General features: G+C 73.7%; 19 protein-coding genes. 4 read left to right on the top strand and 15 right to left on the bottom strand.

Going from position 1 to position 23,452, the window contains the following annotated elements; genetic code table 11:
* Window positions 1-10 precede the first annotated feature (10 nt).
* The 4 genes from ACZ58N_RS35370 (at window position 11) to serS (ending at window position 3,500) form a co-directional block, all read left to right on the top strand.
* The gene (locus ACZ58N_RS35370) at window positions 11-538 is read left to right on the top strand and encodes a hypothetical protein (protein WP_471168640.1); all 528 of its coding nucleotides are present in this window, start codon (window positions 11-13) and stop codon (window positions 536-538) included.
* Entirely contained in the window at window positions 535-1,167 is a 633-nt protein-coding gene (locus tag ACZ58N_RS35365; protein WP_471168637.1) for a flavin reductase family protein, read from the top strand. The genes ACZ58N_RS35370 and ACZ58N_RS35365 overlap by 4 nt, the downstream gene beginning before the upstream one ends.
* Entirely contained in the window at window positions 1,164-2,147 is a 984-nt protein-coding gene (locus tag ACZ58N_RS35360) for a ferritin family protein (protein WP_471168634.1), read from the top strand. Before ACZ58N_RS35365 ends, ACZ58N_RS35360 begins: the two co-directional genes overlap by 4 nt.
* A gap of 72 nt (window positions 2,148-2,219) precedes the next feature.
* Complete coding sequence (gene serS, locus ACZ58N_RS35355) at window positions 2,220-3,500, top strand: serine--tRNA ligase (RefSeq protein ID WP_471168631.1); 1,281 nt, start codon at window positions 2,220-2,222, stop codon at window positions 3,498-3,500.
* Here the strand turns inward: serS and ACZ58N_RS35350 are convergent.
* From ACZ58N_RS35350 to ACZ58N_RS35280, 15 genes are all read right to left on the bottom strand, one after another.
* Window positions 3,484-4,230, bottom strand: coding sequence for a 4'-phosphopantetheinyl transferase family protein (locus tag ACZ58N_RS35350; protein WP_471168628.1), 747 nt, complete (start codon window positions 4,228-4,230; stop codon window positions 3,484-3,486). The two genes, serS and ACZ58N_RS35350, sit on opposite strands and share 17 nt — an antisense overlap.
* A 45-nt stretch (window positions 4,231-4,275) precedes the next feature.
* Entirely contained in the window at window positions 4,276-5,331 is a 1,056-nt protein-coding gene (locus ACZ58N_RS35345; protein WP_471168625.1) for a C45 family autoproteolytic acyltransferase/hydolase, read from the bottom strand.
* Window positions 5,328-5,933 (bottom strand): GNAT family N-acetyltransferase, encoded by a 606-nt coding sequence (locus ACZ58N_RS35340; RefSeq protein ID WP_471168622.1) that lies wholly within the window; start codon window positions 5,931-5,933, stop codon window positions 5,328-5,330. The genes ACZ58N_RS35345 and ACZ58N_RS35340 overlap by 4 nt, the downstream gene beginning before the upstream one ends.
* 3 nt (window positions 5,934-5,936) lie before the next feature.
* Window positions 5,937-6,209 carry an acyl carrier protein gene (locus ACZ58N_RS35335; protein WP_471168619.1) on the bottom strand — a complete coding sequence of 91 codons (273 nt, stop codon included), beginning with the start codon at window positions 6,207-6,209 and terminating at the stop codon, window positions 5,937-5,939.
* Window positions 6,202-7,857 carry an AMP-binding protein gene (locus tag ACZ58N_RS35330; protein ID WP_471168616.1) on the bottom strand — a complete coding sequence of 552 codons (1,656 nt, stop codon included), beginning with the start codon at window positions 7,855-7,857 and terminating at the stop codon, window positions 6,202-6,204. Before ACZ58N_RS35330 ends, ACZ58N_RS35335 begins: the two co-directional genes overlap by 8 nt.
* Window positions 7,854-11,156: a non-ribosomal peptide synthetase gene (locus ACZ58N_RS35325; protein ID WP_471168613.1), complete on the bottom strand. Its 3,303-nt coding sequence runs from the start codon at window positions 11,154-11,156 to the stop codon at window positions 7,854-7,856. Before ACZ58N_RS35325 ends, ACZ58N_RS35330 begins: the two co-directional genes overlap by 4 nt.
* Window positions 11,153-13,441: a class I tRNA ligase family protein gene (locus ACZ58N_RS35320; RefSeq protein WP_471168610.1), complete on the bottom strand. Its 2,289-nt coding sequence runs from the start codon at window positions 13,439-13,441 to the stop codon at window positions 11,153-11,155. Before ACZ58N_RS35320 ends, ACZ58N_RS35325 begins: the two co-directional genes overlap by 4 nt.
* The gene (locus ACZ58N_RS35315) at window positions 13,438-14,619 is read right to left on the bottom strand and encodes an NAD(P)/FAD-dependent oxidoreductase (RefSeq protein ID WP_471168608.1); all 1,182 of its coding nucleotides are present in this window, start codon (window positions 14,617-14,619) and stop codon (window positions 13,438-13,440) included. Before ACZ58N_RS35315 ends, ACZ58N_RS35320 begins: the two co-directional genes overlap by 4 nt.
* Window positions 14,619-15,947, bottom strand: a complete 1,329-nt coding sequence (locus ACZ58N_RS35310) for a lysine N(6)-hydroxylase/L-ornithine N(5)-oxygenase family protein (RefSeq protein ID WP_471168605.1) — start codon at window positions 15,945-15,947, stop codon at window positions 14,619-14,621. Before ACZ58N_RS35310 ends, ACZ58N_RS35315 begins: the two co-directional genes overlap by 1 nt.
* A 28-nt stretch (window positions 15,948-15,975) precedes the next feature.
* A complete protein-coding gene (locus ACZ58N_RS35305) occupies window positions 15,976-17,265 on the bottom strand; it encodes an MFS transporter (RefSeq protein ID WP_471168602.1) in 1,290 nt (429 codons plus the stop codon).
* On the bottom strand, window positions 17,255-18,607 hold the full coding sequence (locus ACZ58N_RS35300; RefSeq protein WP_471168599.1) for an ATP-grasp domain-containing protein: 1,353 nt from the start codon (window positions 18,605-18,607) through the stop codon (window positions 17,255-17,257). Before ACZ58N_RS35300 ends, ACZ58N_RS35305 begins: the two co-directional genes overlap by 11 nt.
* Entirely contained in the window at window positions 18,604-19,806 is a 1,203-nt protein-coding gene (locus tag ACZ58N_RS35295; RefSeq protein WP_471168596.1) for a saccharopine dehydrogenase C-terminal domain-containing protein, read from the bottom strand. The genes ACZ58N_RS35300 and ACZ58N_RS35295 overlap by 4 nt, the downstream gene beginning before the upstream one ends.
* Window positions 19,796-20,872, bottom strand: a complete 1,077-nt coding sequence (locus tag ACZ58N_RS35290) for a saccharopine dehydrogenase (RefSeq protein WP_471168593.1) — start codon at window positions 20,870-20,872, stop codon at window positions 19,796-19,798. Before ACZ58N_RS35290 ends, ACZ58N_RS35295 begins: the two co-directional genes overlap by 11 nt.
* A gap of 100 nt (window positions 20,873-20,972) precedes the next feature.
* The gene (locus ACZ58N_RS35285; RefSeq protein WP_471168590.1) at window positions 20,973-22,175 is read right to left on the bottom strand and encodes a cytochrome P450; all 1,203 of its coding nucleotides are present in this window, start codon (window positions 22,173-22,175) and stop codon (window positions 20,973-20,975) included.
* 77 nt (window positions 22,176-22,252) lie between these two features.
* Window positions 22,253-23,443: an acyl-CoA dehydrogenase family protein gene (locus tag ACZ58N_RS35280; RefSeq protein ID WP_471168587.1), complete on the bottom strand. Its 1,191-nt coding sequence runs from the start codon at window positions 23,441-23,443 to the stop codon at window positions 22,253-22,255.
* Window positions 23,444-23,452 lie beyond the last annotated feature (9 nt).

Below are 23,452 nucleotides of genomic sequence, written 5' to 3'. Positions count from 1 at the left end.
AGGACACCTGATGGACATCAAGAACCCGGTCGAGTCACCGGTCACCTTCAACCTGCACCGCGCCGAGTACCTCGTCGCCTTCGCCGTGACGATCGGCATGATCCTGTGGCACTTCACGGACATCCGCTGGTTCGTGGCGATCGGCCTGTTCCTGTACATCGACCTGCTGGGCTACATCCCGGGGGCCATCGCCTACCGGCGCAGCCCGGACGGGCGGATCCACAAGGCGTACTACGTCCTGTACAACACGATGCACAGCCTGCTCAGCGTGGCCCTGGTCGGCGTGTTGTGGATGTGGCTGGTCGGGCCCGAGTGGGCGCTGCTGGCGCTGCCGTTCCACGTGTTCGGTGACCGGGGCGTCTTCGGGAACTTCCTGAAGCCGTTCGGGCTGCCCTTCGAGCCGGTGCCCACACCGTTGGTCGACCGGGTGACGGCGATGTTGAGGCGTCGCGCGGCCACCGACGGCCCGGTGCCGCTGCCCTACGAGGAGCAGGCCGCCACAACCGGCGCGACGTCGGCGGTCGGGGCCCACCGGTGAGCCGCTACCCGACGTGGCTCACGGACCGTTCGGCGTCGGTGCCCGCGCAGGGGTACGAGGATCCGGAGGCGGCCCGGTTGGCGCTGCGCCGGTTGGCGTCGGGCGTGACGGTGTTGACCGTGAGCCAGGGCGGTGTCCGGCACGGCACCACGGCGAGCGCGGTGGTGACCCTGTCGCGGGACCCGCTGGTGCTGGGGGCCTGTCTGCGGCCCACCTCGACGTTCGCCTCGTTGGTGCGCAGGGCGGGCCGGTTCTCGGTGAACGTGCTGTCCTCGGCGCAGAACGACGTGGCCCGCCGGTTCGCGAACCCGGGTCGTCCGCTCGGGGACGCCCAGTTCGAGGGTTTCGACTGGTCCACCGACCCGCTCACGAGTGCGCCGCTGCTCGGCGGGAGCCTGGCGCACATGGCCTGCCGGGTCCTCGGCTGGCACCAGGTCGGCGACCACGACATGCTCCTCGCCGAGGTGACGGGCGGCAGCCACACCGTCGACTCCCCCATGCTCAGCTTCGCCGGCCGCATGCACAGCGCCGCCGTCACTCCCGCGGCGTCGGCCGGCGCCGCCCCTTCCGGTGTTCCCGCCCCTTCCGGCGCTTCCACCGTTTCCGTCTCTCCCAGCGAGGTGTCATGACCACCGTTCCGCAGATCCCCGTCGAGGCCGACTGGGACCGCGCGCCCAACCTGCTGGACGGCGCGCAGGAGATGACCCTGACCGCCGACGAGTGCGACCTCGGGTACTGGTTGTCGGCCGTCGCCCAGGGCACCCTGCGCGGGCGGGCCGAGGCCGGCCACGACGCCGTCACCCCCGATCACATGCGCGAGGACGGTCCGCTGCGCCGGGCGCTCGTGCTGGAGCTGGGCAACCGTTCGCTGGCGGAGTCCCGGGCGGTGGAGGTGCTGTCCCACTACGTGATCGGCGCGCCCGGCGTCGTCGAGCAGGAGTTCTTCACCACGCAGGTGGTGGACGAGGCCAGGCACGCGATGATCTTCCGCAAGCACCTGGTGGACCTGGGGGTGCCGGAGGCCGGGTTGCTCGGCTTCATCAAGGAGCAGGGTGTCGACTACACGCGGCGGGTGCTGAACCCGATCGCCGAGTTCGCCACGTCCGTGGTGCGCGACGAGGGCGACTTCATCGGCGCGGTCGCCGTGTTCACCATCGTCATCGAAGGGGTGCTGGCGCCGGCCGCCGAGCTCAGCGAACGCAAGTGGACGCTCCTCGACCCGGCCGCCGCCGAGATCGCGCGCGGCGCCTCGATCGACGAGATCCGTCACCTGACCGTGGGCAGTTCCATCGTCCGCGAGCACCTGGCGCGCAACCCCTCGTACCGGCCGCGGCTGATCGAGCTGATCCGGCGCGGCCGGCGGCTGTGGGACGAGCTGCCGTCGGAGGAGTTCGTGCTGGAACGCGAGGAGCTGTTCCAGGAGGGCATGTTCGCCCACGCCGAACTGCTGGACGGGTACGAGGTCTTCCCCGGTTGCAAGCTGCTGGAGACCACCCCGAAGCAGCGGTACGACCTCGCCGAGCAGTGGACCGACGACATGGCCGAGGTGCGGCTGCCGTACATGGGCGTCCCGGAGGCCGTCGACATCATCCGCAACCACCCGAGGTGAGCCGGTGGCGGCCGTCGCCGCCACCGCGCACGTCACCCCCCGCACGTCACCGACGAGGACCGAGGAGCCGTCATGCACGACCCGCACGCCCTGCTCCAGGACGCGGCGGGGGCCGACCTGGCCCGCCGCGGACACCACCTGGACCGCGCCGCCCTGCGCGAGCTGACCGACCTGCGCTCCCGGCTCATCGCCGAACGCGACAAGCTGCGGGCGGAGCAGAACCGCTCCGCCCGCAGCGGGGTGCGGCCCGACGCGGCGGCCCGCTCCCGGATCCAGGAGGCGAAGGAGCGCCTGCGGTCGGTGTCGGAGGAGCTCCGGGTGGCTCAGGAGTCCCTCGACGCGCTGCTGCTGGCCGTCCCGAACCGGCCCCACCCCGACGTCCCCGACGGCACCGAGCAGGATCCGCCGGTGGTGCGCCGGGTCTTCGGGGAACCCCCGGGCTTCGAGTTCACCCCGCGCGACCACGTGGACGTCGGCACCCGGCTGGGCATCCTCGACCCGGTGCGGGCCGCGAAGCTCTCGGGCTCGCGCTTCGCCGTGACCCGGGGCGCCGGGGCCCGGCTGGAGCGGGCACTGGCCTCGTTCCTGCTGGACCTGCACACCGGGGAGCACGGCTACGTGGAGCACGGCGTGCCGCACCTGGTGAACCGGGAGACGATGACGGGCACCGGGCAGTTGCCGAAGTTCGCCGATGACCTGTTCGCGACGGACGCCGCCGACCGCGAGCTGCTGCTGATCCCGACGGCCGAGGTGCCGCTGGTCAACCTGTACCGCGGGGAGACCCTCCAGGACGCCGAGCTCCCCCTCGCCCTGACGGCCTTCACGCCCTGCTACCGGGCGGAGGCGGGCTCGTACGGCCGGGACACCAGGGGGCTGGTGCGGCTGCACCAGTTCGAGAAGGTCGAGCTGGTACGGATCTGCCGGCCCGACCGGTCCGGGGAGGAACTGGAGCTGCTGGTGGGGCACGCGGAGGTCGCGCTGCGCCGGTTGGGGCTCGCGCACCGGGTGGTGGAACTACGGGCCGGGGACCTCGGGTTCGCCGCCCGGCGGACGTACGACATCGAGGTGTGGCTGCCGGGCCAGGGCACCTACCGGGAGATCTCCTCCGTCTCCGACTGCGGGGACTTCCAGGGCCGCAGGGCCGGCATCCGGGTCCGCGACCGGGACGGCGGCAAGGTGTTCGCGGCGACGCTGAACGGTTCGGCGCTGCCGATCGGCCGGACCCTCGTGGCGATCCTGGAGCAGTACCAGCGCGCGGACGGCTCGGTGACCGTGCCGCCCGCGCTGGTTCCGTACACGGGTTTCACCGCGATCGCCCCGGACGGCACGGCGGTGCTCAGCCCCGCGGCGTGAGCGTGAGCACGGCCTCCCGGGCCCGGCCGCCGGCGGGTTCCAGGACGTGCTCCCGGACCTGCTCCCGGGCGGGCCACGGCAGGACCGTGACGGGGGCCAGGTCCCGGGACACGAAGGCGGTCATCGCCCAGGGCTCGTCCCGGTGGGTCGGCCGGAGTTCGGTCCGGCCGTGCCAGGGCGACGGGCCGTGGCCGCTGATCCCGCGCAGGGTGACCGCGCCGTCCGGGCCGAAGTCCAGGTCGACCTCCCGGGCGCCGTCGGTGAGGCCGCGCCCGGTGGCCTTGACGGCGGCCTCCAGCAGGGTCCAGGCGTGGAAGAAGGTCTCCGGGGTCGCGCCGGCGGGCACGCCCGGGTAGACGAACGTCAGCACGTCCAGGTTGGTGGTGGCCGGGCGGACCAGTTCCACGTCCACCCCGACCGGTCCGGTCTCGGTCGCCCCGAGCAGCAGCAACCCGTCCGAACGGGACCAACTGATGTGGGTGCCGGGCTGGTCGGGCAGGTACGGCTTGCCCGCGGGGTCGTAGTGGATGCGCAGCTCGGACGCGGGGACGCCGAGGCGTTCGGCGAGCAGCCGGCGGACGGTGAGCCGGGCGCGGTAGAAGCGGTGGGCGGCCCGGGCGTGGACGAACTCGGCGCCGCGTCGCAGCTCGTCCTCGGTGAGGCCCTCGGGATAGTGCGCGCTGATGTCGGTGGGGGCGACCCGGTCGAGGTCGACCAGCCATGCGTCCATCGTGCTCCTTCCATGGGTACGGTCCTTCGTCGCGGAAGGGGCGGCCTACAGGGAGAACACCCGCGTGGTGGAGTGCGCCGGGTCGCCGGGGCGGACGTACAGCCGGCCGGCGGCCGGGTGCATGACGACCGCGGCGACGGTGCGCTCCGCCCGGATGTCGCCCCGGTCGGGGACGCGCAGCGGTTCTTGGGCGAGCAGCGCGAAGTGGTCCTCGGCGCCGGCGTCGCCGCGCAGGGCGGCGAGCCCGTCGGTGGCCGCGCGCAGCCGGCGCACGGAGGAGTTCCGGGCGAAGACGTTCAGCTCGTCGGCCGGGACGAAGTCCGGGTGGAGGAAGTGGTTGGTGTGGGCGAGGCCCCCGGGCCCGGCCTCCCGTACGCGCAGTTCCCCGTCGAGGTGTTCCACGTACAGGGCCCGCTCGGGGTCGCAGAGCATGAGGGAGCGGGAGCTGGCCAGTGGCAGGCCGGCGAGGACCTTGAGGGCCTCGTCGACGCTGCCGGCGTGGTCCAGGAGGTGGCGGATGGCCAGGTACGGGGGGACGCCCGGGCGCCAGGTGCCGCCGAGGACCAGGTTGAGGCCGACGGCCAGGCCGTCGCTGTTGACGCCGAGGTAGCCGAGGAGCCCGGCGAAGCTGAGGACCAGCGAGCGCCGGGGGGAGCCGGCGCGGGCGGTCTCCAGGACGGCGATGTGGGTGTCGAGGTTGCCGTTGAGGTCGACGGTCTGGGCGAGGACGGGGGTTCCGTCGGCGGTGGTGCGGGCCCAGGTGGTGCAGTCACCGGCCGTGGGGACCTTCGAGTAGCCCATGATCTCGCGGCGGAGCTGGAGCAGCCAGGCCTCGTCCTCGCCGATGCCGGCGCCTTCGGCGAGGCCCGCGACCTCCTCGGCGAGGTCGGGCAGGGCCGCCGTCACCCGGGCCCGGTAGGCGGCGACGGTCGGCAGCAGGTCGGGCAGGGTCAGGGGCCGGGCCGTGAGGTGGTTCAGCCGGGCCAGGCCGTCGTCGAGGAAGGTGCGCAGGGGGGCGGCGAGGGCCCGGCCGTGGGCGCGGCCGATGTCGCGGGGCTCGCCGCCGGCCCGTATGAAGGTGATGTCACCCGCGGTGTTCACGCCGGTACGGCCTTCTTCGGGCCGCGGGCGAGGGCCTCGCGGACGGCGGGCCACTCGGCGCGCAGGATGCTGTAGAAGACGGCGTCCCGGCGGCGGCCGCCCGGCATGTAGTTGAAGCTGCGCAGGGTGCCCTCCTCGGTGGCGCCGATGTTCGCGAGGCCTCGGCGGGCCTGGACGTTGAGGACGTCGGTCTTGAACTCGGCGCGTTCGACGTCGAGCACCTCGAAGGCGTGGGCCAGCAGCAGGGCCTTGGCCCAGTGGTTGACGCCGCGGCCGCGGAAGTCCCGGCCGAGCCAGGACCAGCCGATCTCCAGCCGGCGGTCGGCCTCCGCCATGTTGCCGAAGCTCATGCTGCCCGCGACGCGACCGCTGTCCTTGTCGGTGATCACGTACACGACCCGGCGGCCGGCGGTGTGGTCGGCGAGGTTGGCGTCGAAGAAGGCCTCGAAGTCGGTCTCGGTCTCGACGGCGGCGACGAAGTAGCGCCAGATCGCGGGGTCCATGGCGACGGCCCGGATGCCCTCGCGGTCCGCCTCGGTGATCGGGGCGAGGCGCACCCGGTCGTTCTCCAGGACGGTGGTGGAGTGGTCGGTCCAGCTCATGATTCAGGCTCCGGTGGGGGCGTGGTGACGGGTGAGGGCTTCGGTGACGTCGCGCAGCGTACGCATGACGGCGAGGTCGTGCTCGGTGAAGTGGGCGAGGTCCACGTCGGTCTCCTCGCACACCTCGGTGAGGAAGAGGACCTTGTTGAGGGAGGTCAGGCCGTAGGCGGCGACCATGTCGGCGTCGAGGTCGAGGTCCTCGGGCTCGACCTCGGGCATCAGGACGAGGGAGAGCTGGGCGCGGGCGGCCTCTTCTACGAGCTGGGTGTCAGGCATGGATTCCGGCCTCCTGGTCGTGCAGCGGGATGTGGTGGGCGGCCGCGATCGCGGGCCGTTTGGGCTTGTACTGGGAGGTCAGCAGGCCGTTGTCGATGCTGAACGGCGGATCGGCGACGAGGACCCGGCTGATCCGCTCGTCGGCGCCGGTGGCGGCGTTGACGGCGGCGAGCCGGGCGGCGATGGCCGCGCGGTCGGCCGGCAGCGCGGCCGGCGACACCACGGCGACGAGGTCGGTCTGCGTGGGGCTGAACAGGACGCATTCGGCGACGGCCGGGTCGGCCCGCATCAGTTCCTCGATGGGCCGGACGATGACCTTCTTGCCGTTGTCGAGGACGATGACGTCGTCCGCGCGGCCCCGCACGAACAGGTAGCCGTCCTCGTCGATGTGGCCGAGGTCGCCGGTGCGGACGGTTCCGTCGGCGTCGAACACCTTCTCCGAGTCACCGGGGCGGGCGTACGCGTAGTGGTTGTTGACGGGATGGGTGCTGCGGACGCTGATGACGCCGTCCTCACCGATCAGCACCTCCTTGCCGCTGACCACCCGGCCGACGCTGCCCTCCCGGTGGGCGCCGGGGTGGTTCTTGGTGACGATGCAGGTCTCGTTGAGGCCGTAGCCCTCGAACAGGGGCAGGCCGACGTCGGTGAAGAAGCGGAGCACGGCCGGGGAGGCGGGTGCGGAGCCGGTCCACAGGTAGCGGATCCGGTCGCCGAACAGGGCGCGGGCGGCCTGCCGCGGGTCCTGGCCGGTGGACCGGCGCAGCCGGCCCTCGATCTGCCGGCGGGCGCTCTCGTAGAAGGCGGGTACGCCCATGACGACGGTGGGGCGGACGCGTCGCAGGGTGGCGAACGCCGCCTCGTAGGTGGTGAGGGTGACGTCGTGGCCGTGGAGCAGCGCGGAGTACACCCAGTAGCGCTGTTGGAGCAGGGACAGCGGGAGGAAGACGAACAGGTCGTCGCCGGGGCCGTGCGCGAAGATCTCCTGGACGGCGGTGAGGGAGCTGTCGATGCTGCCGGCGGTGGCGCCGAGCCCCTTGGGCACGCCGGTGCTGCCGGAGGTGAACTTGATGGTGGTGACGTCCCGGAACCCCCAGTGGACGGGGGGCAGGGGCCGGTCGGGGGCACCGTCCGGCTCGGTCAGGTCGAGGATCGCGCCGGTGCCGAGGACGCCGGTCGGCCACGGGGCGGACGCGTCGGCGGAGCGGTCGCCGGACCCGTCGGCGGTCGCGTCGGCGGAGCGGTCGCCGATCTCGTCCGCGGCCCGGTCGGTGTACAGCAGACGCAGGTCGTAGCGGTCCAGCAGTTCGGCGGACGGCGTGAACTTGCCGGGCTCCAGGCCGGCCGTCTGCGCCCCGAGGCGCAGCGCCGCCAGGTCGATCAGGACCCACTCCAGGCTGTTCGCGGCGAGGATCCCGATGCGGTCGCCGGGGCCGATGCCGTGGGCGTCCCGCAGGTGGTGGGCGAGGCGGCCGGAGCGCTCGTGGAGTTCCCGCAGCGTGATGGTGCGGGTGCCGTCGAGGCGGGCGACGGAGATGCTGCCGGCGGCCGGCGGGCCGGTGACGATCCGCCGGATCGTGTCGGGGCCGGCGGCCGGTACGCCCCCGGACGCGGGCCGCGGGGGCGCCGGTGAGGGCGCGGCGCCGCTCATCGGGGGGCCTCCGGGCGCAGGACGGCGGCCATGGCGCGGACGGTGTCGACCTCGGCGAACCGGTCGAGGGTGAGGGTGACGCCGAACCGTTTGCGGGCCGCGGTCAGGATCCGGGCCGCCGCGATGGAGTCGCCGCCGAGGGAGGCGAGGGTGTCGAGGGCCCCCACGTCGGGGCGTCGCAGGACGGTCGACCAGATGTCGCAGAGGATCTTCTCGGCCTGGGTGCCGGGGGCGCTGCCGCCGGCCTGCGGTGCGTCGGCCGCCGGGTCCTCGGCGCCGAGCGCGACCAGCTTCGTACGGTCGACCTTGCCGTTCTTGGTGAGCGGGAGCGAACCGTGCCAGATCACCGCCGCCGGGAGCATGTAGTCCGGCAGGTCGGCGCGCAACGCCCGGCGGACCTCGGTGAGGTGCGGGCGGTGGGAGCCGGCGGCGACGAGGTGGGCGACGAGGCGGTTGCCGTGGGCGGCGACGACGGCCCGGGTGACCTCCGCCAGGGCGGCGAGCCGGGTCTCGACCTCGCCGGCCTCGATGCGATAGCCGTTGATCTTGATCTGGAAGTCGCTGCGGCCGAGGATCTGGATGTTCCCGTCGGGCAGGTACCGGCCGAGGTCGCCGGTGCGGTAGAGGCGTTCGCCGCGCACCGGGTCGGTGAAGAACTTCTCGGCGGTGCGCTGTTCGTCGCCCCAGTAGCCGCGGGCGAGGCCGGTGCCGGCGGCGACGATCTCCCCGGTGACCCAGTCGGGGGCGTCGAGGCCGTCCCGGTCGAGGACGTAGGCGCGGTTGTTGGCGTTGGGCCGCCCGTACGGGACGGACTCGCTGCCGTCCTCGTCCTCGCCGACGGGGTGCAGGATGTTCCAGATGGTCGTCTCGGTGGGGCCGCCGAGGGAGACGACCTCCAGGCCGGGCGTCATCGTGCGCAGCGCGGCGGGCAGTTCGGGCGGAATGCGGTCGCCGCTCATCATGACGAGGCGCAGGGCGGGCGGCGGCGTACCGTCGGTGCGGGCCTGGTCGTGGAGCAGTCCGGCGATGGCGGGGACGGAGTTCCACACGGTGACGCCGTGCAGGCGGCACAGGTCGAGCCAGTGGGCGGTGTCGACGGCCTTGTCGTGGTCGGGCATGACGAGGGCCGCGCCCGCCGACAGGGCGCCGAAGACGTCCCAGACGGACAGGTCGAAGTTGAAGGCGCTGATGGCGAAGAACCGGTCGTCGGGGGTGATCCGGAAGCGGGTGTGGCAGTCGGCGACGACGTTGGCGACGTTGCGGTGGGTGACCATCACGCCCTTGGGGGCTCCGGTGGTGCCGGAGGTGTAGAGGACGTACGCGAGGTCCTCGGGGTGGGAGCCGGGCAGCCGGTCGGGGACCTCGGCACGGCCGGCGGCGGGTCCGGTGAGGTCGAGGACGGCCAGGGGGGCGAGGGGGCCGGTGTCGGACGGGGCGGTGTCGGTGAGCACGCACCTCACCCGGCCGTCGGCGAGCATGTACTCCTGCCGGGCGGCGGGCAGGGCCGCGTCGACGGGCAGGTACGCGGCCCCCGCGAGGACGGTCGCGAGGATGCCGATGATCTGCTCGGGTCCGCGCCGCATGACGAGGCCGACGAGTTCGCCGCGGCCCACTCCCCGTGCGCGCAGCCAGCCGGCGGCGGTGGCGGCCCGGTGCAGGAGCTCGCCGTAGCTGACGGTCCGGTCGGCGGTGAGGACGGCGGGCGCCCCGGGGGTCTCGGCGGCCCGCTGCACGATGGCGTCGCCGAGCATCTCGTCGGGCAGGGTGACGGCCGTGTCGTTCGCGGCGAGCCGGCGGGCGCGTTGCGCGGGCGGCAGCAGGTCGAAACCGTGGCGCTGCCAGGCACCCGCGTCGACGAGGGTTTCGAGGAGGGTGGTGTAGCCGTGCGCCAGGTCGTCGAGGAGTCCCTCGCAGAAGAGTTCGTCGAGTCCGTCGAGTTGGACGACGAGGCCGCCGTGCTGCTCCATGGCGAAGGCGTTCAGCCACACCTGGGGGGTCTGGCTGACGGAGAAGACCTCCTTGCCGAAGAGTTCCAGGGTCGACCCGTCGACCTCGCTGCTGACGTGGCCGATGGCGCTGTTGAAGGTGTAGGGCATGCGGGCGCCGGCCAGTCCGCCGCGGCGGCGGGCCAGTTCCTTGAGGACCTCGATGCCGGAGAAGTGGCGGTGGTCCATGTCGGCGTGCAGTTGCCGCTGGAGGCCGCGGGCGCGGTCGGCGAAGGTCAGGGTGCGGTCGGTGGCGGCTTCGACGAGGAGGGTGTCGGAGAACTGTCCGATGGTCTCGAAGATCCTGGGGTGGATCGGCGGCCGGTTGGCGACGGTGGTGGTGAGCGTGAAGCGGTCGCCGGCGCCCCAGGTGGCGAGGGTTTCGGCGTAGGCGGCGAGCAGCAGGGCGGACGGGGTCAGCCCGGCCTCGGCGGCCCGGTCCTTGAGCGCGGTCCAGGCGGTGCGGTCCAGGCGGACGGCGCGCTGGGTGAACCGCGAGCCGGACAGGGCGGCGGGGCTGGTGCGCAGCGGCAGGTCGGGGTGGGGGGCGAGGTCGTCGACGCGGGCCGTCCAGTAGTCGCGGGAGCGGCGGGCGGGGGCCCGGTCGCGGGCGGTCTCCAGGGCGGCGACGTAGTCCTCGAAGGGAAGTTCCTCGGGGGCGTCCGCGGTGGGGCTGCGGTAGGCGTGCCACCAGGCGCGGAAGAACAGGAACATGCTGATCCCGTCCATCACGAGGCCGTCGTGGCCGACGTGGAGGACCATCCTGTCGTCGGCGAGGATCGTCACGTCGGCGGTGAGCAGGGGGGCTTGGTCGGCGGGCAGTACCTGGTGGGAGCGCATCTCGCGGAGTTCGGTGCGGATGAGTTCCTGCTGCCGGGGGTCGTGGGCGCGCAGGTCGAGGACGCCGATGACGGGTGTGTGGTCCCCGTGTTCGGTGACCTGCCGGTCGGGGGACAGGAAGCGCGAGCGCAGGGCACTGTGCGCGGCTACGACGGTGGCGAGGGCGTTCTGGAGGCGGTCGACGTCCCAGTGGCCCTCGATCTCGTGGAAGACGTGGCTGGCGACGTCCCCGATCTCGAAGACTCCGCTGCGGCCGGCGTAGTAGCCGCGCTGGAGGGGGGTGAGGGGGAAGCCGGGGCCGTGTTCGGCCTCGCGGGCGAGGTGGGCGACGAGGGCGGGCTTGGCTGCCTTGACGCGGGCGATGAACTCGGCGTCCATCCGGTCGCGGTTGCCCTGGAGGCGCAGGTCGCCGTCGGTGAGGGTGACGGACAGCCCGCGCCGGCCCATTTCGCGCAGCAGTTGGAGGTGGTTCATCGGGGCTCTCCCGAGGTCAGGGCGGCGACGGCGGCGGGTTCGGCGCGTTCGGCGATGATGGCGGCCAGTTCGGCGAGGGTGCCGCCGTGCAGGAGTTCGTCCATGGACAGGTCGACGTCGAGGGCGTCGAGGATCTGGTACTGGACGGTGACGGCCTGGAGGGAGCCGGCGGCGAGCTGGGTCAGGGTGCGGTCGGCGATCGGCTCGTCGTCGCCGAGTCGCAGGACGGTGCGGGCGATGTGGGTGAGCCAGGGCGTCAGGGCGGGTTCGGCAGCCGGTGCGGCGGCGGATCCGGTGTCGGGCGACGGTCGGAAGAACACGGCGTCGGCGAGGGCGACGGCGCTGCCGGGGGCGAGGAGTTCGACGTCACGGGGCCACGCGCTCGGGGTGTCCTGGCCGAGGGCGGCGGCCAGTCGGGCGGCGAAGCGGGGCATGACGGGGACGGCGGCGTGCGCGAGGAGGCGGGCGGCGGCCAGTTCGAGGGCGACGGCGGTGCGGTTCTCCGCCTCCCAGCCCGGGGTGTCGGCGAGGAGGCCTTCGGCGCGGCCGAAGCGGACGGTGTCGCGGACGATGCCGTCGAGCTCGGCGGCGGCCTGGTTGAGGGAGAACGCGTCGTTCTCCAGGGCCGCGGTGACGGCGGCGAGGCGGGTCCCGAGCCGGGCGAGGAACGCGGAGTGCTCGGGCGTCCAGTTGCCGGCGTCGGGGGCGGTGCCGCCGTGGTGCTTGGCGACGCGGGCGCCGAGGTCGGTGAGCCAGTGCTGCCAGGTGCCGATGAGGGTGTCGTTCAGGGTGGCCTCGTAGGCGGTGCGCGTGTAGTCGGTGCGCAGGCCCTCGGGGCGGGTGGCGGCGAGGAAGTAGCGGACGGCGTCGACGGTGTCGGGGCCGAGGACGTCCTTGCCCCAGATGGCGTGCCGGCGGCTGGTGGAGAACTTGGCGCCTTCGAGCAGGTAGAACTCGTTGACGTGGTAGTCGATGTCGGGGTTCCAGCCGGGGAAGGCGAGCCGGTAGAGGACCGGGTAGAGCACCGAGTGGTAGAAGCTGTTGTCGTAGCCGAAGAAGTGGACGATCTTCCAGTCGCGTTCGGGGTCGGCGGCCCGCCAGGGCCGGCCGAGGCGGGCGCCCAGGGCCTGGATGCCGTGCAGGAACCCGTAGCTCATCTCGGGCCAGACCCAGATCACCTGGCCCTCGGTGTCCCCCTCGCGGGGTTGCACGCCCCAGGTGGAGGGGTGGGTGAGGGGGATGTCCACGCGGGGGCGGCGGAAGAGGCGGTCGGCGAGCTCGCGGAGCCGGGCCGGGACGCGGCCGGTGCGGTGGTGGTCGCGGACCTCGGGGGCGAAGGTGTGCAGGGGCAGCGTCCAGCGGGCGGCCGGGGTGGCGCGGGGCGCGGCGTCGGAGACGGTGGAGCGGGGGTCGGTGAGGTCGGTGACGGTGTTGGGTTCGCCGCATTCCTCGCAGATGTTCCCGTTGGTGAGGTTGCCGCAGCCGGGGCAGCCGCCCTTGACGTCGGCCTCGTAGAGGTACTGGCCGGTGGTGGCGTCGTGCAGGGCGTCCTGTTCGGTGACGGCGACCTCGCCGGAGGCGACGACGCGGCCGAAGAAGTCCCGCAGGCCCTCGGGGTAGGCGGGGTCCTGGTCGGTGACCGTGTACTGGTCGAGGGGTATGTCCATCAGCCGCAGCGTTTCGGCGATCTCGGCGCTGTAGTGGGCGGCGGTCTCGGCGGGGGTGCGGCCGTCGGCGCGGGCGGCGCCGAGGACGTAGCTCTGGTAGTCGTCGCTGCCGGTGAGGTGGTAGGCCTCGGCGCCGATCATGCGCTGGTAGCGGGTGAAGGCGTCGGCGCCGAGGTAGGGGCCGGAGAGGTGCCCGAGGTGCAGGTCGCCGTTGGGGGTGGGCGGGGTGGAGAAGACGAAGACGGGCCGGTCGCCGAAGCCCTTGCGGGCGGGGTTCGCCGCGGAGGTCGCGGCCCGTTCGGCGTCGCGCCAGTACTGGGTGAAGAAGACGAGGTCGCCGGCGTCGGGACCGCCGGTGTTCTCCAGGACGTGGGACTCGAACGGTTCGAAGAGGACGACGGTGCCGGGGGCGGCCGGGTGGCGTTCGCCGTCGATGACGAACTCCCCCCGTCCGGCGGTGATCACGAACAGTTCGGTCTCGTCGTGGCGGTGGTGGTCGGTGGCCCGGCCGGGTGCGATCCGGCCCCAGCCGGCGGGTGTGCCGAGGCCCTCCACACCGCTCATGTCGATGCCGAACGCCTGCTCCAGGACGTCGGCGTCATAACTGGCGATGATCATGTCGTGGCCTTTCGCGGGGACGGGAGGGACGCGAGGGAGGAGGGGGACGGCAGGGACGGGATCAGGTCTGCGGCGCGGGCCGCGAGCGCCGGGGCGAGCCGGTAGCCGGAGCCGCCGGCCGCGCCCGCGAAGAGCAGCCGGCCGTAGGGATCGAGCGGGGTGACGACCGGGGTGCCGTCGGCCCCGTACGCGTCGCAGAAGACCCGGCCCGACCGGCAGTGGGCGGCCAGGCCCGGGGCGTAGCGGGTGAGCAGGGCGCGGGCCTCGCGCAGGTGGCCGGCGGTGAGGGCGGGGTCGACGGTGTCGGGGTCGACGTCCCACTCCTGGCAGGTGTAGCTGAACAGCCAGTGGCCCCGGTGGTGCACGGGCAGCAGGAAGGCGTCCTCGGCGTGCAGGACGACGGCCCGGTCGCCGGGGGCGCAGGGCACCTCGACGTGCAGGGCGATGATCTTCTTGACGCGGGCGCCGAGCGGCGCGACGAGTTCCCGCCAGGCGGGCGCGGCGAGCCAGGGACCCGGGGCGAGGACGACGTGGCCGGCGTCGAGGGTGGCGCCGCCGGTGAGGGTCAGGCGGGTGCCGCCGGGTCCGGAGGCGAGGGCGGTGACCTCGACGCCCTCCCGGAAGGCGACGGCGGGGCGCAGGTCGGCGGCGAGGCGCTGGGTCAGGGCGTGGACGTCGGCGTACTGGCAGCCGTCGCCCTCCCAGGCGCCGTGTCCGCGGGGCAGCGCGGGGACGGCCGCCGGCAGGTCGGCGGTCCAGCGGAGCTTGGCCTCGGGGAGGTAGGCCTCGCGCAGTCGTTCCTCGGCCTCCTCCGGTGCGAGCACCGTCATCCCGAGCGGGTGGATCGGCAGGTCGGGGCGGGCCGCGCGGAGGTCCTCGTAGAAGCGTTGGCTCTCGGCGGCCAGCGTGCGGACGGTTTCGTTCGCGCCGCGCGGGAAGTGCAGGCCGGCGGAGCGTCGGGTGGCGCCGGAGCCGGTCATGTCGCGGTCGAGGACGGTGACGGCGGCGTCGGGGTCCCGGGCGAGGACCTCGCGGGCGATGAGGACGCCGAGTATCCCGGCGCCGACGACGGCCACGTCGGTACGGGCCCGGGCGGGCCCGCCGGCGCCCCCGCCGGCGGCGGCGAACGCGGCGGACCCGGTGGGTATGCCGGGGGCGCCGGCACGGTCGGCCGGCATCAGGCGCTCCACCGTTCGTCCTGGGGTGCCTTCGACGACCACTCGATGAAGGAGGACAGTTGCTCGTCGCCGCGTGTGCCGCACAGCCGGTCGGCGATGCGCCTGCTGCGCCAGGCGTTGAGGCTGAGGTTGGGGTCGGCCAGTCCCCGCTGGCCGCGGACCCCGTTCTGGACGAAGATCCGGCGGTCGGCGGGGCCGTCCCAGCGGACCGCGTAGTCCTCGTCGACGCGCAGTTCGTCGCCCTCGCGCTCCAGGCGGTCGGCGACGGGGGCGAGGAAGTCCATGCCGGCGGGCCGGTAGCCGGTGGCCCAGACGACGAGGTCCGCCTCGAACCTCTCGACGGAGTCGGGCTCGCCGGTGTGGCGGGCGCTGACCTCCCAGCCGCCGAACGGGCCCCGGCCGACGTCGAAGACGTCGCGGCCCGGGTGCAGGGCGACCAGGTCCTCGTTGCCCTCGACGAAACGGTGGACGTAGATGGTCTGGTAGATCTCACGGAGGGTGGATTCGGAGATGCCGTCGCTGGTCAGGAGGTTGCGGGAGTTCAGCGACTGGCGGCGCTCGCGGGGCAGTCCGTAGAAGTAGTCGGCGTGGCTCGGCATGTAGTAGTCGTTGGTGAAGGGCGAGTCGTCGATGGGGAGGTAGTTCGGCCGCCGGGAGATCCACGAGACGCGGCGGGGCAGCTCCCAGCCGCTGCGGGAGATCAGGTCGAGGAAGGCCTCGGCGCCGGACTGGCCGCCGCCGATGACGACGACCCGCTTGCCGCCGACGTCGCGGGCGGCGCCCAGGTAGTCGGCGACGTGGAACTGGGTGGGGCCGAGGAGGCCCTCCCCCTGCGGCGGCACCCAGGGCCGGCTGCCGACGCCGACGACGACGTTGTCCGCGGTGACGGTGCGGCGGTCGGTGTGGATCGTGAACACGCTGCGGTCGTCGTCGAAGTCGACCTCGCGGACGCCCTCGCCGAAGACGACGTTCTCGTTGCGGCGGCTGGCCCACGCCAGGTAGTTGCGGAACTCCAGCCTCGGTACGTCGTCGAACTGGGCGTTGAGGAAGTGGTAGACGCGTCCCTTGGCGTGCAGGTACGCCAGGAACGAGAAGGGGCTGGCCGGGTCGGCGAGGCTGACCAGGTCCTTGAACTGGGAGACCTGGAGGGTGGTGCCCGGGATCTGCTGGCCGTCGTGCCAGCCGAAGGACTCCTTGCGGTCGAGGAAGAGATTGGGTACGTCCGGCATGCTGTGCAGCAGCGACGCCAGACTGAGGTTGGCCGGGCCCACGCCGACGCCCAGGCAACGGAAGTGCCTGGTGCCGGGCCGGAAGCTCTCGTGCCCCATGGTCGGAACCTCTCGTTCGAATCGGTGATCAGCAGGAGGTGGAGCGGGGACGGGTGGCGGAGACCGCCCGGGCGGGGTGGGTGCGGACGGCGATCAGGCCGAACAGGGTGGCGAGCAGGGAGGCGGCGCCGACCAACGGCCAGACCAGCGAGCCGAACTGGAGGAAGAGCCAGGTGCCGGCCATCGGCCCGAGGGCGGAGCCCAGGCCGAAGACGAACTGGAAGCTGCCGATGTAGCGGGAGCGCAGGGCCTCGGGCCCGGCGTTGGCCGGGTAGGCGAAGACGGCGGGGCCACCGAGGATCTCGCCGAGGGACCAGACGAGCGTGCCGATGACGATGGCCGCCGGCCCGATCGGCAGTCCGTAGCAGGCGACGCCCGCGCCGACGAGGGCGAAGCCCAGGCCGATCGTGATCTTCAGGGGCCAGCGCTGCGAGACCTTGGTGACCAGCAGTTCGAAGGCGATGACGATGACGCCGTTGAGCGCGACCGCGAAGGTGTACCAGAACAGCGCCAGCCGGGCCTCCTCCATGTAGAGGGGCAGGGTGGACAGGTACTGCATGTAGACGGCGGAGTGGAAGAAGGCCGCGACGAGGTAGAGCAGGTAGCGGCGGTCGCGCAGGACCGCGCCGTAGCCGCCGGTCCGTACGGGTGCCTCCGGGCGCACGGCGCCGGGTGCGGACTTGGCCCGGGCGGGCAGGGTGGCGCGGGCGACCAGCGCGAAGGCCAGGGCGAGGGCGGCCTCGCCCCAGAACAGCAGGGTGTACGTCCGTCCGCCCGCGTGGTAGAGCGCGTAGCCGAGCAGGGGCGCGGCGGTCGCTCCGACGTTGAGGCCGAAGCGGTACATCGCGAAGATCATGATCTGTCGGTCGCCGTCGGTCTGTTCGGCGAGGAGGGTGGCCGACGCCGGCCGGAACAGTTGGGCGCCCAGGCTGACGAGGGCGATGGCGACCAGCAGCGGCAGGAAGCCGGGCAGGTACAGCAGGGCTGCGGTGAGCACGGCGGTGCTGCTCATCGACAGGACGGTGGCGCCGCGGATGCCGAGCCGGTCGGCGAGGGTGCCACCGACGAGCGAGCCGGCGACGGCGCCCGCCCCGTACACGCCCAGCGCGATGACGGTGCGGCCCTTGGAGTGGCCCTCGGCGGTGAGGAAGAGGACGAGGAAGACGTGCAGGAAGCCGCCGAGCCGGTTGACGAGCACCCCGGCCAGTACGGTTTTGACCGCGCTCGGGGCCTCCTTGAAGGTGGTCCACACCCCGGGGGCCGGGGCGGGCGGAGCGGCTTCCCGTTCCGCTTCGACGGGCCGGACGTCAGTGCTCATCGGGGTCCTCCGGGTCGACGACGACGGTGACGGCGGCCCGGACGGCCCGCTCCAGCGCGTCGAGTCCTTCCGGCGTGGGCGCGTCGATCAGGAAGGTCACCGCCCGGTCGTCGGAGCAGGCGAGCGGCTGGAGCCGGGCGCCGGCCTCCTTCAGGACGAGGAGGGCGCGCAGCGCGGGCCCGTCCTGCGGCTCGCCGGGCGCGAACTCGGGCCAGGTGCCGGCCTCGCCGACCCACTGGGGGCGCACGCCCGGCCAGTCGAGGGTGACGTCGGCGAGGCAGCCCGCCTCGTGTTCCAGGTAGACCTGTCGGGTGAAGCGCCGCGGCGGCGGGTAGTCGGCGCCCTCCCCGAGGGCGATCCGGATGATCTCCGGTTCCAGGGGTTGCCCGGTGGCGAGGTGGTAGAGGGCGACGAGACCGTCCCCGGGGGTGCGGGCGGCGACCTCCATCAGGCGGGGTTCGCCGTCCTCCCCGATGCGCCACTCGGCGTGGGCGATCCCGTCGCGGAAGCCGAGCACCTCCAGCATCCGTCGGTTGGCGGTCAGCAGGACCGCGTCCTCGCCGGTGTCGGCGTTGGGGACGGAGTGGGCGAGCTCGACGAAGGTCCGGTCGCCGGACTCGGTGGTCTCCTTGCGGGTCACGGAGGTGAAGAGCGGCTCGCCGTGCTGGACGAGGGACTCGACCGAGTACTCCTGGCCGGTCACCTTCTCCTCGACCATCAGCGTCTCGTGCTCGGGGTACCCCGGCAGCAGCGCGCGCAGTTCGGCGGCGTCCGCGACGGCGACGACGCCCGAACTGGAGTGGCGGGTGGCTGGCTTGGCGACGACCGGGTAGCGCAGGGCGGACAGGTCGGCGTCCTCGCGGGCGCCGGGCGGCAGGACGAGCGTGGTGGGGCTGAACTCCTCCAGGTACCAGCGCTGGAGGTACTTGCTGCGGCACACCCGGGTGGCGCGCAGGCCCGGTCCGGGCAGGCCCAGGGCGTCGCACAGCAGGCCGGTCTGCTCGACGAGGGTCTCGCCGACGGCGTACGCGCCGCGGACGGTGTAGCGACCGCGCCAGGCGCGGGCCCCGGCGACGAAGCCGGGGGTGAAGGAGCCGTCGAGGTCGAGGGAGCCGTCGACGTAGGCGATCTCGTCGATCAGGGACGCCGGGTGCTCGGGGTCCTTGCGGGCGCGGCGGACGGCGTCGCGGTTCGTGTCGGGGGTGATGAGGAGGATCCGCAGGCCGCGGGCGGCGAGTTCCTCCAGGTAGCGGGGGTTGCGGCAGACGACCCGGAAGGCTCCGGTGAGGATGAACGCCTCGGGGAGGGCGGGGGCTTCGGGCAGGTGGGCGGGCTGCGTCATGCCGGGACTCCTGACGGGGTGGTGGTTTCTTCGAGGGCGCCGCGCAGGCCGTGGGCGCCGAGGAAGGTGAGCCAGCGGCCGGTGTCCTCGGGCGCGGCGGCGCGGTGGAGTCCGGCGGGGAGCGCGCCGGACAGGATCCGGGTGACGCCGTAGGCCACGGGGAGGGAGACGCAGCGGGCCATCGCGGATTCCTCGGCGTCGCCGGTGAGGTCGAGCAGGTGGGAGCCGCGCCAGGTCGGGCCCGCCGGGGTGCGCAGTTCGAGTGCGACGGACAGCACGACGCGGTCGCGGTCGGCGGGGGTGGTGGGGTACCGGGCGGCGAGCGAACCGGCCAGGGTCCGGACGGCCTGTTGGTCCCCGGTGGAGACGGTGTCGAATACCTCCTTCCAGGCGGTGTGCCATCCGGCGTTGCGCAGGGTGCCGCGGACGAAGGTGTCGAGCCGCCAGTGGTCCGGTAGGCCGTACTGGGCGACGAAGGGGAGGCTGTCGCGGTTCGGGTAGACCTCGAATTCCTCGCCCGCCAGGGTCAGGGAGCGGGTGGCCTCCCAGGGGTGCGGGACGGTGGCCTCGACGCCGGCCTCGATGTGCCGGGCCGGGGTTCCGAGGGCGGCGAGGACCCCGTACGGGGCCCAACTGAAGCGGTAGCGGAAGGGGTTGGGGACCGCCGGTAGGCCTCCGCAGTAGGAGGTGAACACGGCGGTCGCGGGTATCTCCCCGAGGGCGGCGCGGCCCCGTGCGACCAAGTCGTGGGCGAGCAGGTGGTCGATGCCCGGGTCGAGGCCGGCCTCGGTGAGGACGACGGTGCGGGTGCGGTCCGCGGCCTCGGCGGCGAGTTCGGCGAGTTCCGGGGAGACGTAGCTGGTGCAGGCGAAGTGGGCGGCCCGGTCGATGGCGAGGCGCAGCAGCGGGGCGTGTTCGGTCGCCGGGAGCATCGAGACGAGGACGTCGCCGGGGCCCACCCCGGCCGCCAGGGCGGCCGGGGTGAACGCGCGGACCTCGGCGCGGCCCGCCAGGCCGAGTGCGGCGAGGCGGGCCGCGCCGCGCTCGGCGGTGCGGTCCCACAGGACCACCCGCCGGGCGCGTTCGCAGACGAGGGAGAGGCCGGAGCGGCCGGTGGACAGGCCGGTGCCTATCCAGTGGACGGTGCCGGACGCCGCGACCGCGGTCGGTGCGGCGGTCGCGGGTTGGTCAGCGGACAAGGGGATCCTCCTGGGCTTCGACGGCCGTCCGGTAGGTGTGCAGGGCGCGCTCCCAGACGTCGTCCGCCGGGGCGGTCAGGCGCAGGAGCTGCGGGGCGAGTTCGGCGGAGAAGGCGGTGGCGGCCTCGACCGGCAGGAGCGAGGGCAGGTTGTCGATGGCGATCAGGTCGAGGGGCCGCTCGGGTCCGGCGCGCAGGGCGCGGACGGGTTGCGTCCAGGTGGTGGTCTCGTCGTAGACGGGCAGGACGTTGCAGTCGGACGTGACGTCGCAGGTGACGTCGGAGACGAGGGACAGCCGGCGGTGGGGGTCGTCGAGGTCGGCCTTGGTGAGGAACGGCGGTACGGGCGTGGTGGTCAGGACGGTGTTGACCATCAGGTCGTGGCCGAGGAGGGCGGCGCGGTCGAGGTCGCGGGTCTCGGCCACGTCCCAGCGGGTCGGTTCCAGGCCGGCGGTGGTCAGCGCGTCGCAGGCGCCGCGGCCGCTGCGGCCGAGCGCGCCGATCACGAGGGCGGTGGTGGGGTCGTCGGTGGTGGCTCCGGAGGCGAGCAGGGCGTCCAGGGTCGGTCGGTCGGTCGGGCGCAGCGGGGTGGTGAGGGCGCCGCGGTGGTGCAGGACGGCGAGGGCGGCGCCGACGTACCCGGCCCAGTAGCCGAACGCGGCGACGCGGCGGCCCGCTCCGTCGGTGAGGTACTCCATGTCGAGGAGGGCGCCGCCGCCCGTGGTGAAGCGGGCGAGCAGCTCGCGGGCGCCGGTCTGGCCCTTGTAGGCGTGGCCGAAGTAGATGTGCCGGTGGCGCAGGGCGGGCGCGTGGGGTCCGGCGGGGAGTTCCTTGAGGCCGAGGACGTACGCGTCGTCGGGGGCCTGTTCGTGCCAGGAGGCGGTCGGGGCGGCAGCGCAGCCGACGGCGGTGTAGGCGTCGAGCGGGAAGACCCGCTGGTCCGACTCCTCGACGGTGATGCGGATGCCCTCGGCCACCAGGCGGCCGGCGTCTTCGGGGGTGAGGGGGGCACGGCGTTCGGTGACGCGGGCCTCGTGCCGCATCCAAAGGTGAATGGTGTCCGACATGTTGCGGTTTGTCCTGTCTGAAGGCATGGAGGTGGCCGACCCACGGCCCGATCGCGGTCGCGGGGTGACGTCGTCCTCGGGTACGAGGACCACCTGGGCGCTAGAGGAGCGGGATCCGGGCGTTCGCCAGAGGGCGGTAGGCGGGGGTCGCGGTGGTGCTCAAGCCTGCCGTGCGGAGCTCGGTGACGACCGCGCCGGCGAGGGCCACGGCGAGCTCCTCCCCCGGACACCGGTGGGCCGCCGCACCGAAGGTGAAGACCACCGGATTCACCCGGCCGGGTGACAGGGTGTCGGGGTCGGGGTTGACCGCGGGGTCCCGGTTGGCGGCGGCGAGCAGCACCAGCACCTGCTGCCCGGGCTGCACTTCGCAGCCCGCGTGGACGAAGGACCGGGCGGCGAACCGGCGGGTGTTCTGGATCGGGGCGTCGTGGCGGACCACCTCGCGCACGAGCGCTTCGGTGGCCTGCGGGGTGTCCGGCACGTCGGCTCCCCGGGCGAGCGCGACCAGGGTGTTGCCGATCAGGCCGGCGGTGGCGTCGTAGGTCTGGGACAGGAAACCGACGGCGTTGGCGAGCAGGGGCGCCAGGTGCGGCCAGGAGTGCCGGTCGGCGCCGCCCACCAGCTCGGCGAGCAACCCGGACGCGGGGGCGCCGTCGTACCGGCCGGCCACGTGGGTGGCGGAGGCCGCGTTCAGGGGCGGGGTGAGCAGTTCGCGCAGCCGGGCCGCCGCCGTGGCCGCGGCCCGTTGATCGGCGGGGGTCGCGGAGGCGGGGATGCACCGGACGAAGTCCCCGGTCGCACGGGCCGCCTCCCGACCGACCCCCTCCGTCAGCCCGCAGAGCTCGGCGACCACCCGGGCCGGAACCCCGAACATCAGCTCCTCGTACGGGACTTCGCCGCCGCCGGCCAGCAGCTCACGGGTGTGCCGGGCCGCCAGTCGGGCCGCCCGGGCGGTGTCGGCGCGGGCCAGGGCCTCGGCCACCACCGTCTTCAGCCGGGCCGCGACCGGACCGTCCGTCATGCGCACCAGGTCTCCGAACACCTCCCCGGCGGGAGTACCGACGATCCCGGTCGGCACCGGCTCCGCCGGCGGCCGCACCCGCAACGCGTCGCTGCCCAACACCGCGCGCACCGCGGCCGCGTCGGCGGCGACCCAGGCCCCGAGCGCCTCGTCGTGGGCGAAGGGGCGCTCGGCCACCAGGCGGGCGTAGAAGGGGTAGGGGTCCGGAAGGCGCACCGCCTCGACGGGGCCCGCGGTACGGGCGGTGACGGCGGTACCGGTTCGGGGGGACGTGGTGCTCACTGCCTGCTCCTTGCTGAACGGGTGGTACGGGTCGGGCGGGGTGGTGCGGACGTCGCGGGCGGGGCGGGCCGTGCGGGTCAGGCCGCCGCGCGGGCCGCGCGACGCATGTCGAGCGAACCCGCGATGGCCATCCTCAGCACCTCCGAGGTGCCCTCGTAGATGCGCAACGACCGGACCTGCCGGTAGAGCCGCTCGGTGACGCCGCCCTGCACGATGCCCGCCGCCCCCAGCAGTTGTACGGCGGCGTCGACGACGCCCTGGGCGGCCTCGGTCGCGTGGACCTTGGCGATGTTGGAGTGCCGGGCGAACCGGCGGCTCCCCCGGTCCGTCTCCCAGCCGGCGCGCGCCACCAGCAGCGCCGCCGCGTTCAGCTGCACCTCCATGTCGGCGAGCGAGGCCTTGACCAGCTGGAGGTCGAAGAGGGTCGCCCCGTACGCCTCCCGGGCCAGTACGTGGGCGAGGGCGGTGTCGAAGGCCCGCCGGGCGAAGCCGAGTGCGGCCGCGCCGACGGTGGTGCGGAACCGCTCCAGCAGGTCCACCGCGATCACGAAGCCCTTGCCCGGCCGTCCCAGGAGGGCGTCGGCGGGCAGCCGGCAGTCCTCGAAGGACAGGTGCGCGAAGGACCGCGGGGCGATCGCGTCGATCCGCTCGACCCGCAGGCCGGGGGTGTCCGCGGGCACCAGGAAGGCGGACAGCCCCAGCGGGCCGGGGCCCTGCCCGGTCCGGGCGATGACCACGAACACGTCGGCGATGGTCCCGTTGGCGATCCACGCCTTGCGGCCGTTGAGCAGGTACGAGCCGTCCTCGGCGCGCGCCGCCTCCAGCCCGACCGAGGACACGTCCGAGCCGGCCTCCTTCTCGGAGACCGCGAACGCCCCGATCAGGGTGCCGGCGGCCATCCCCGGCAGGTAGCGGCGGCGCTGCGCCTCGCTGCCGAAGCGCAGCAGCGGGGTCGCGGCGAGCGCCTGGATGGAGAAGGCGAAGTCGGCGAGGTCCTCGGCGTACGCGAGGGCCTCGCGGCGCAGGCACACGGCGCGGAAGTCGTTCACCGGGGCGCCGCGCGGGTCCAGTTCGGAGAGCCAGCCGGCCGCGCCGAGGGCGCGCACGAGGCGACGTCCGGCGGCGTCCGGGTCGAGGGTGCGGATCTCCTCCCACAGGACCCGGTTGCTGTCGCACCAGGCCCCGGCGGACTCGGCGAGCCGGCGGTGGGAGTCCTCGTAGAAGGGCAGCGCGAGGACCTCGGGGTCGAAACTCGTCGTCAGTTCCATGGTGAGGCT

It is taken from the genome of Streptomyces sp. NPDC040432 (genome assembly GCF_055595445.1).
The sequence above is the reverse complement of the archived record's forward strand: the minus strand, read 5'-3'. Positions and strand labels throughout refer to the sequence as shown.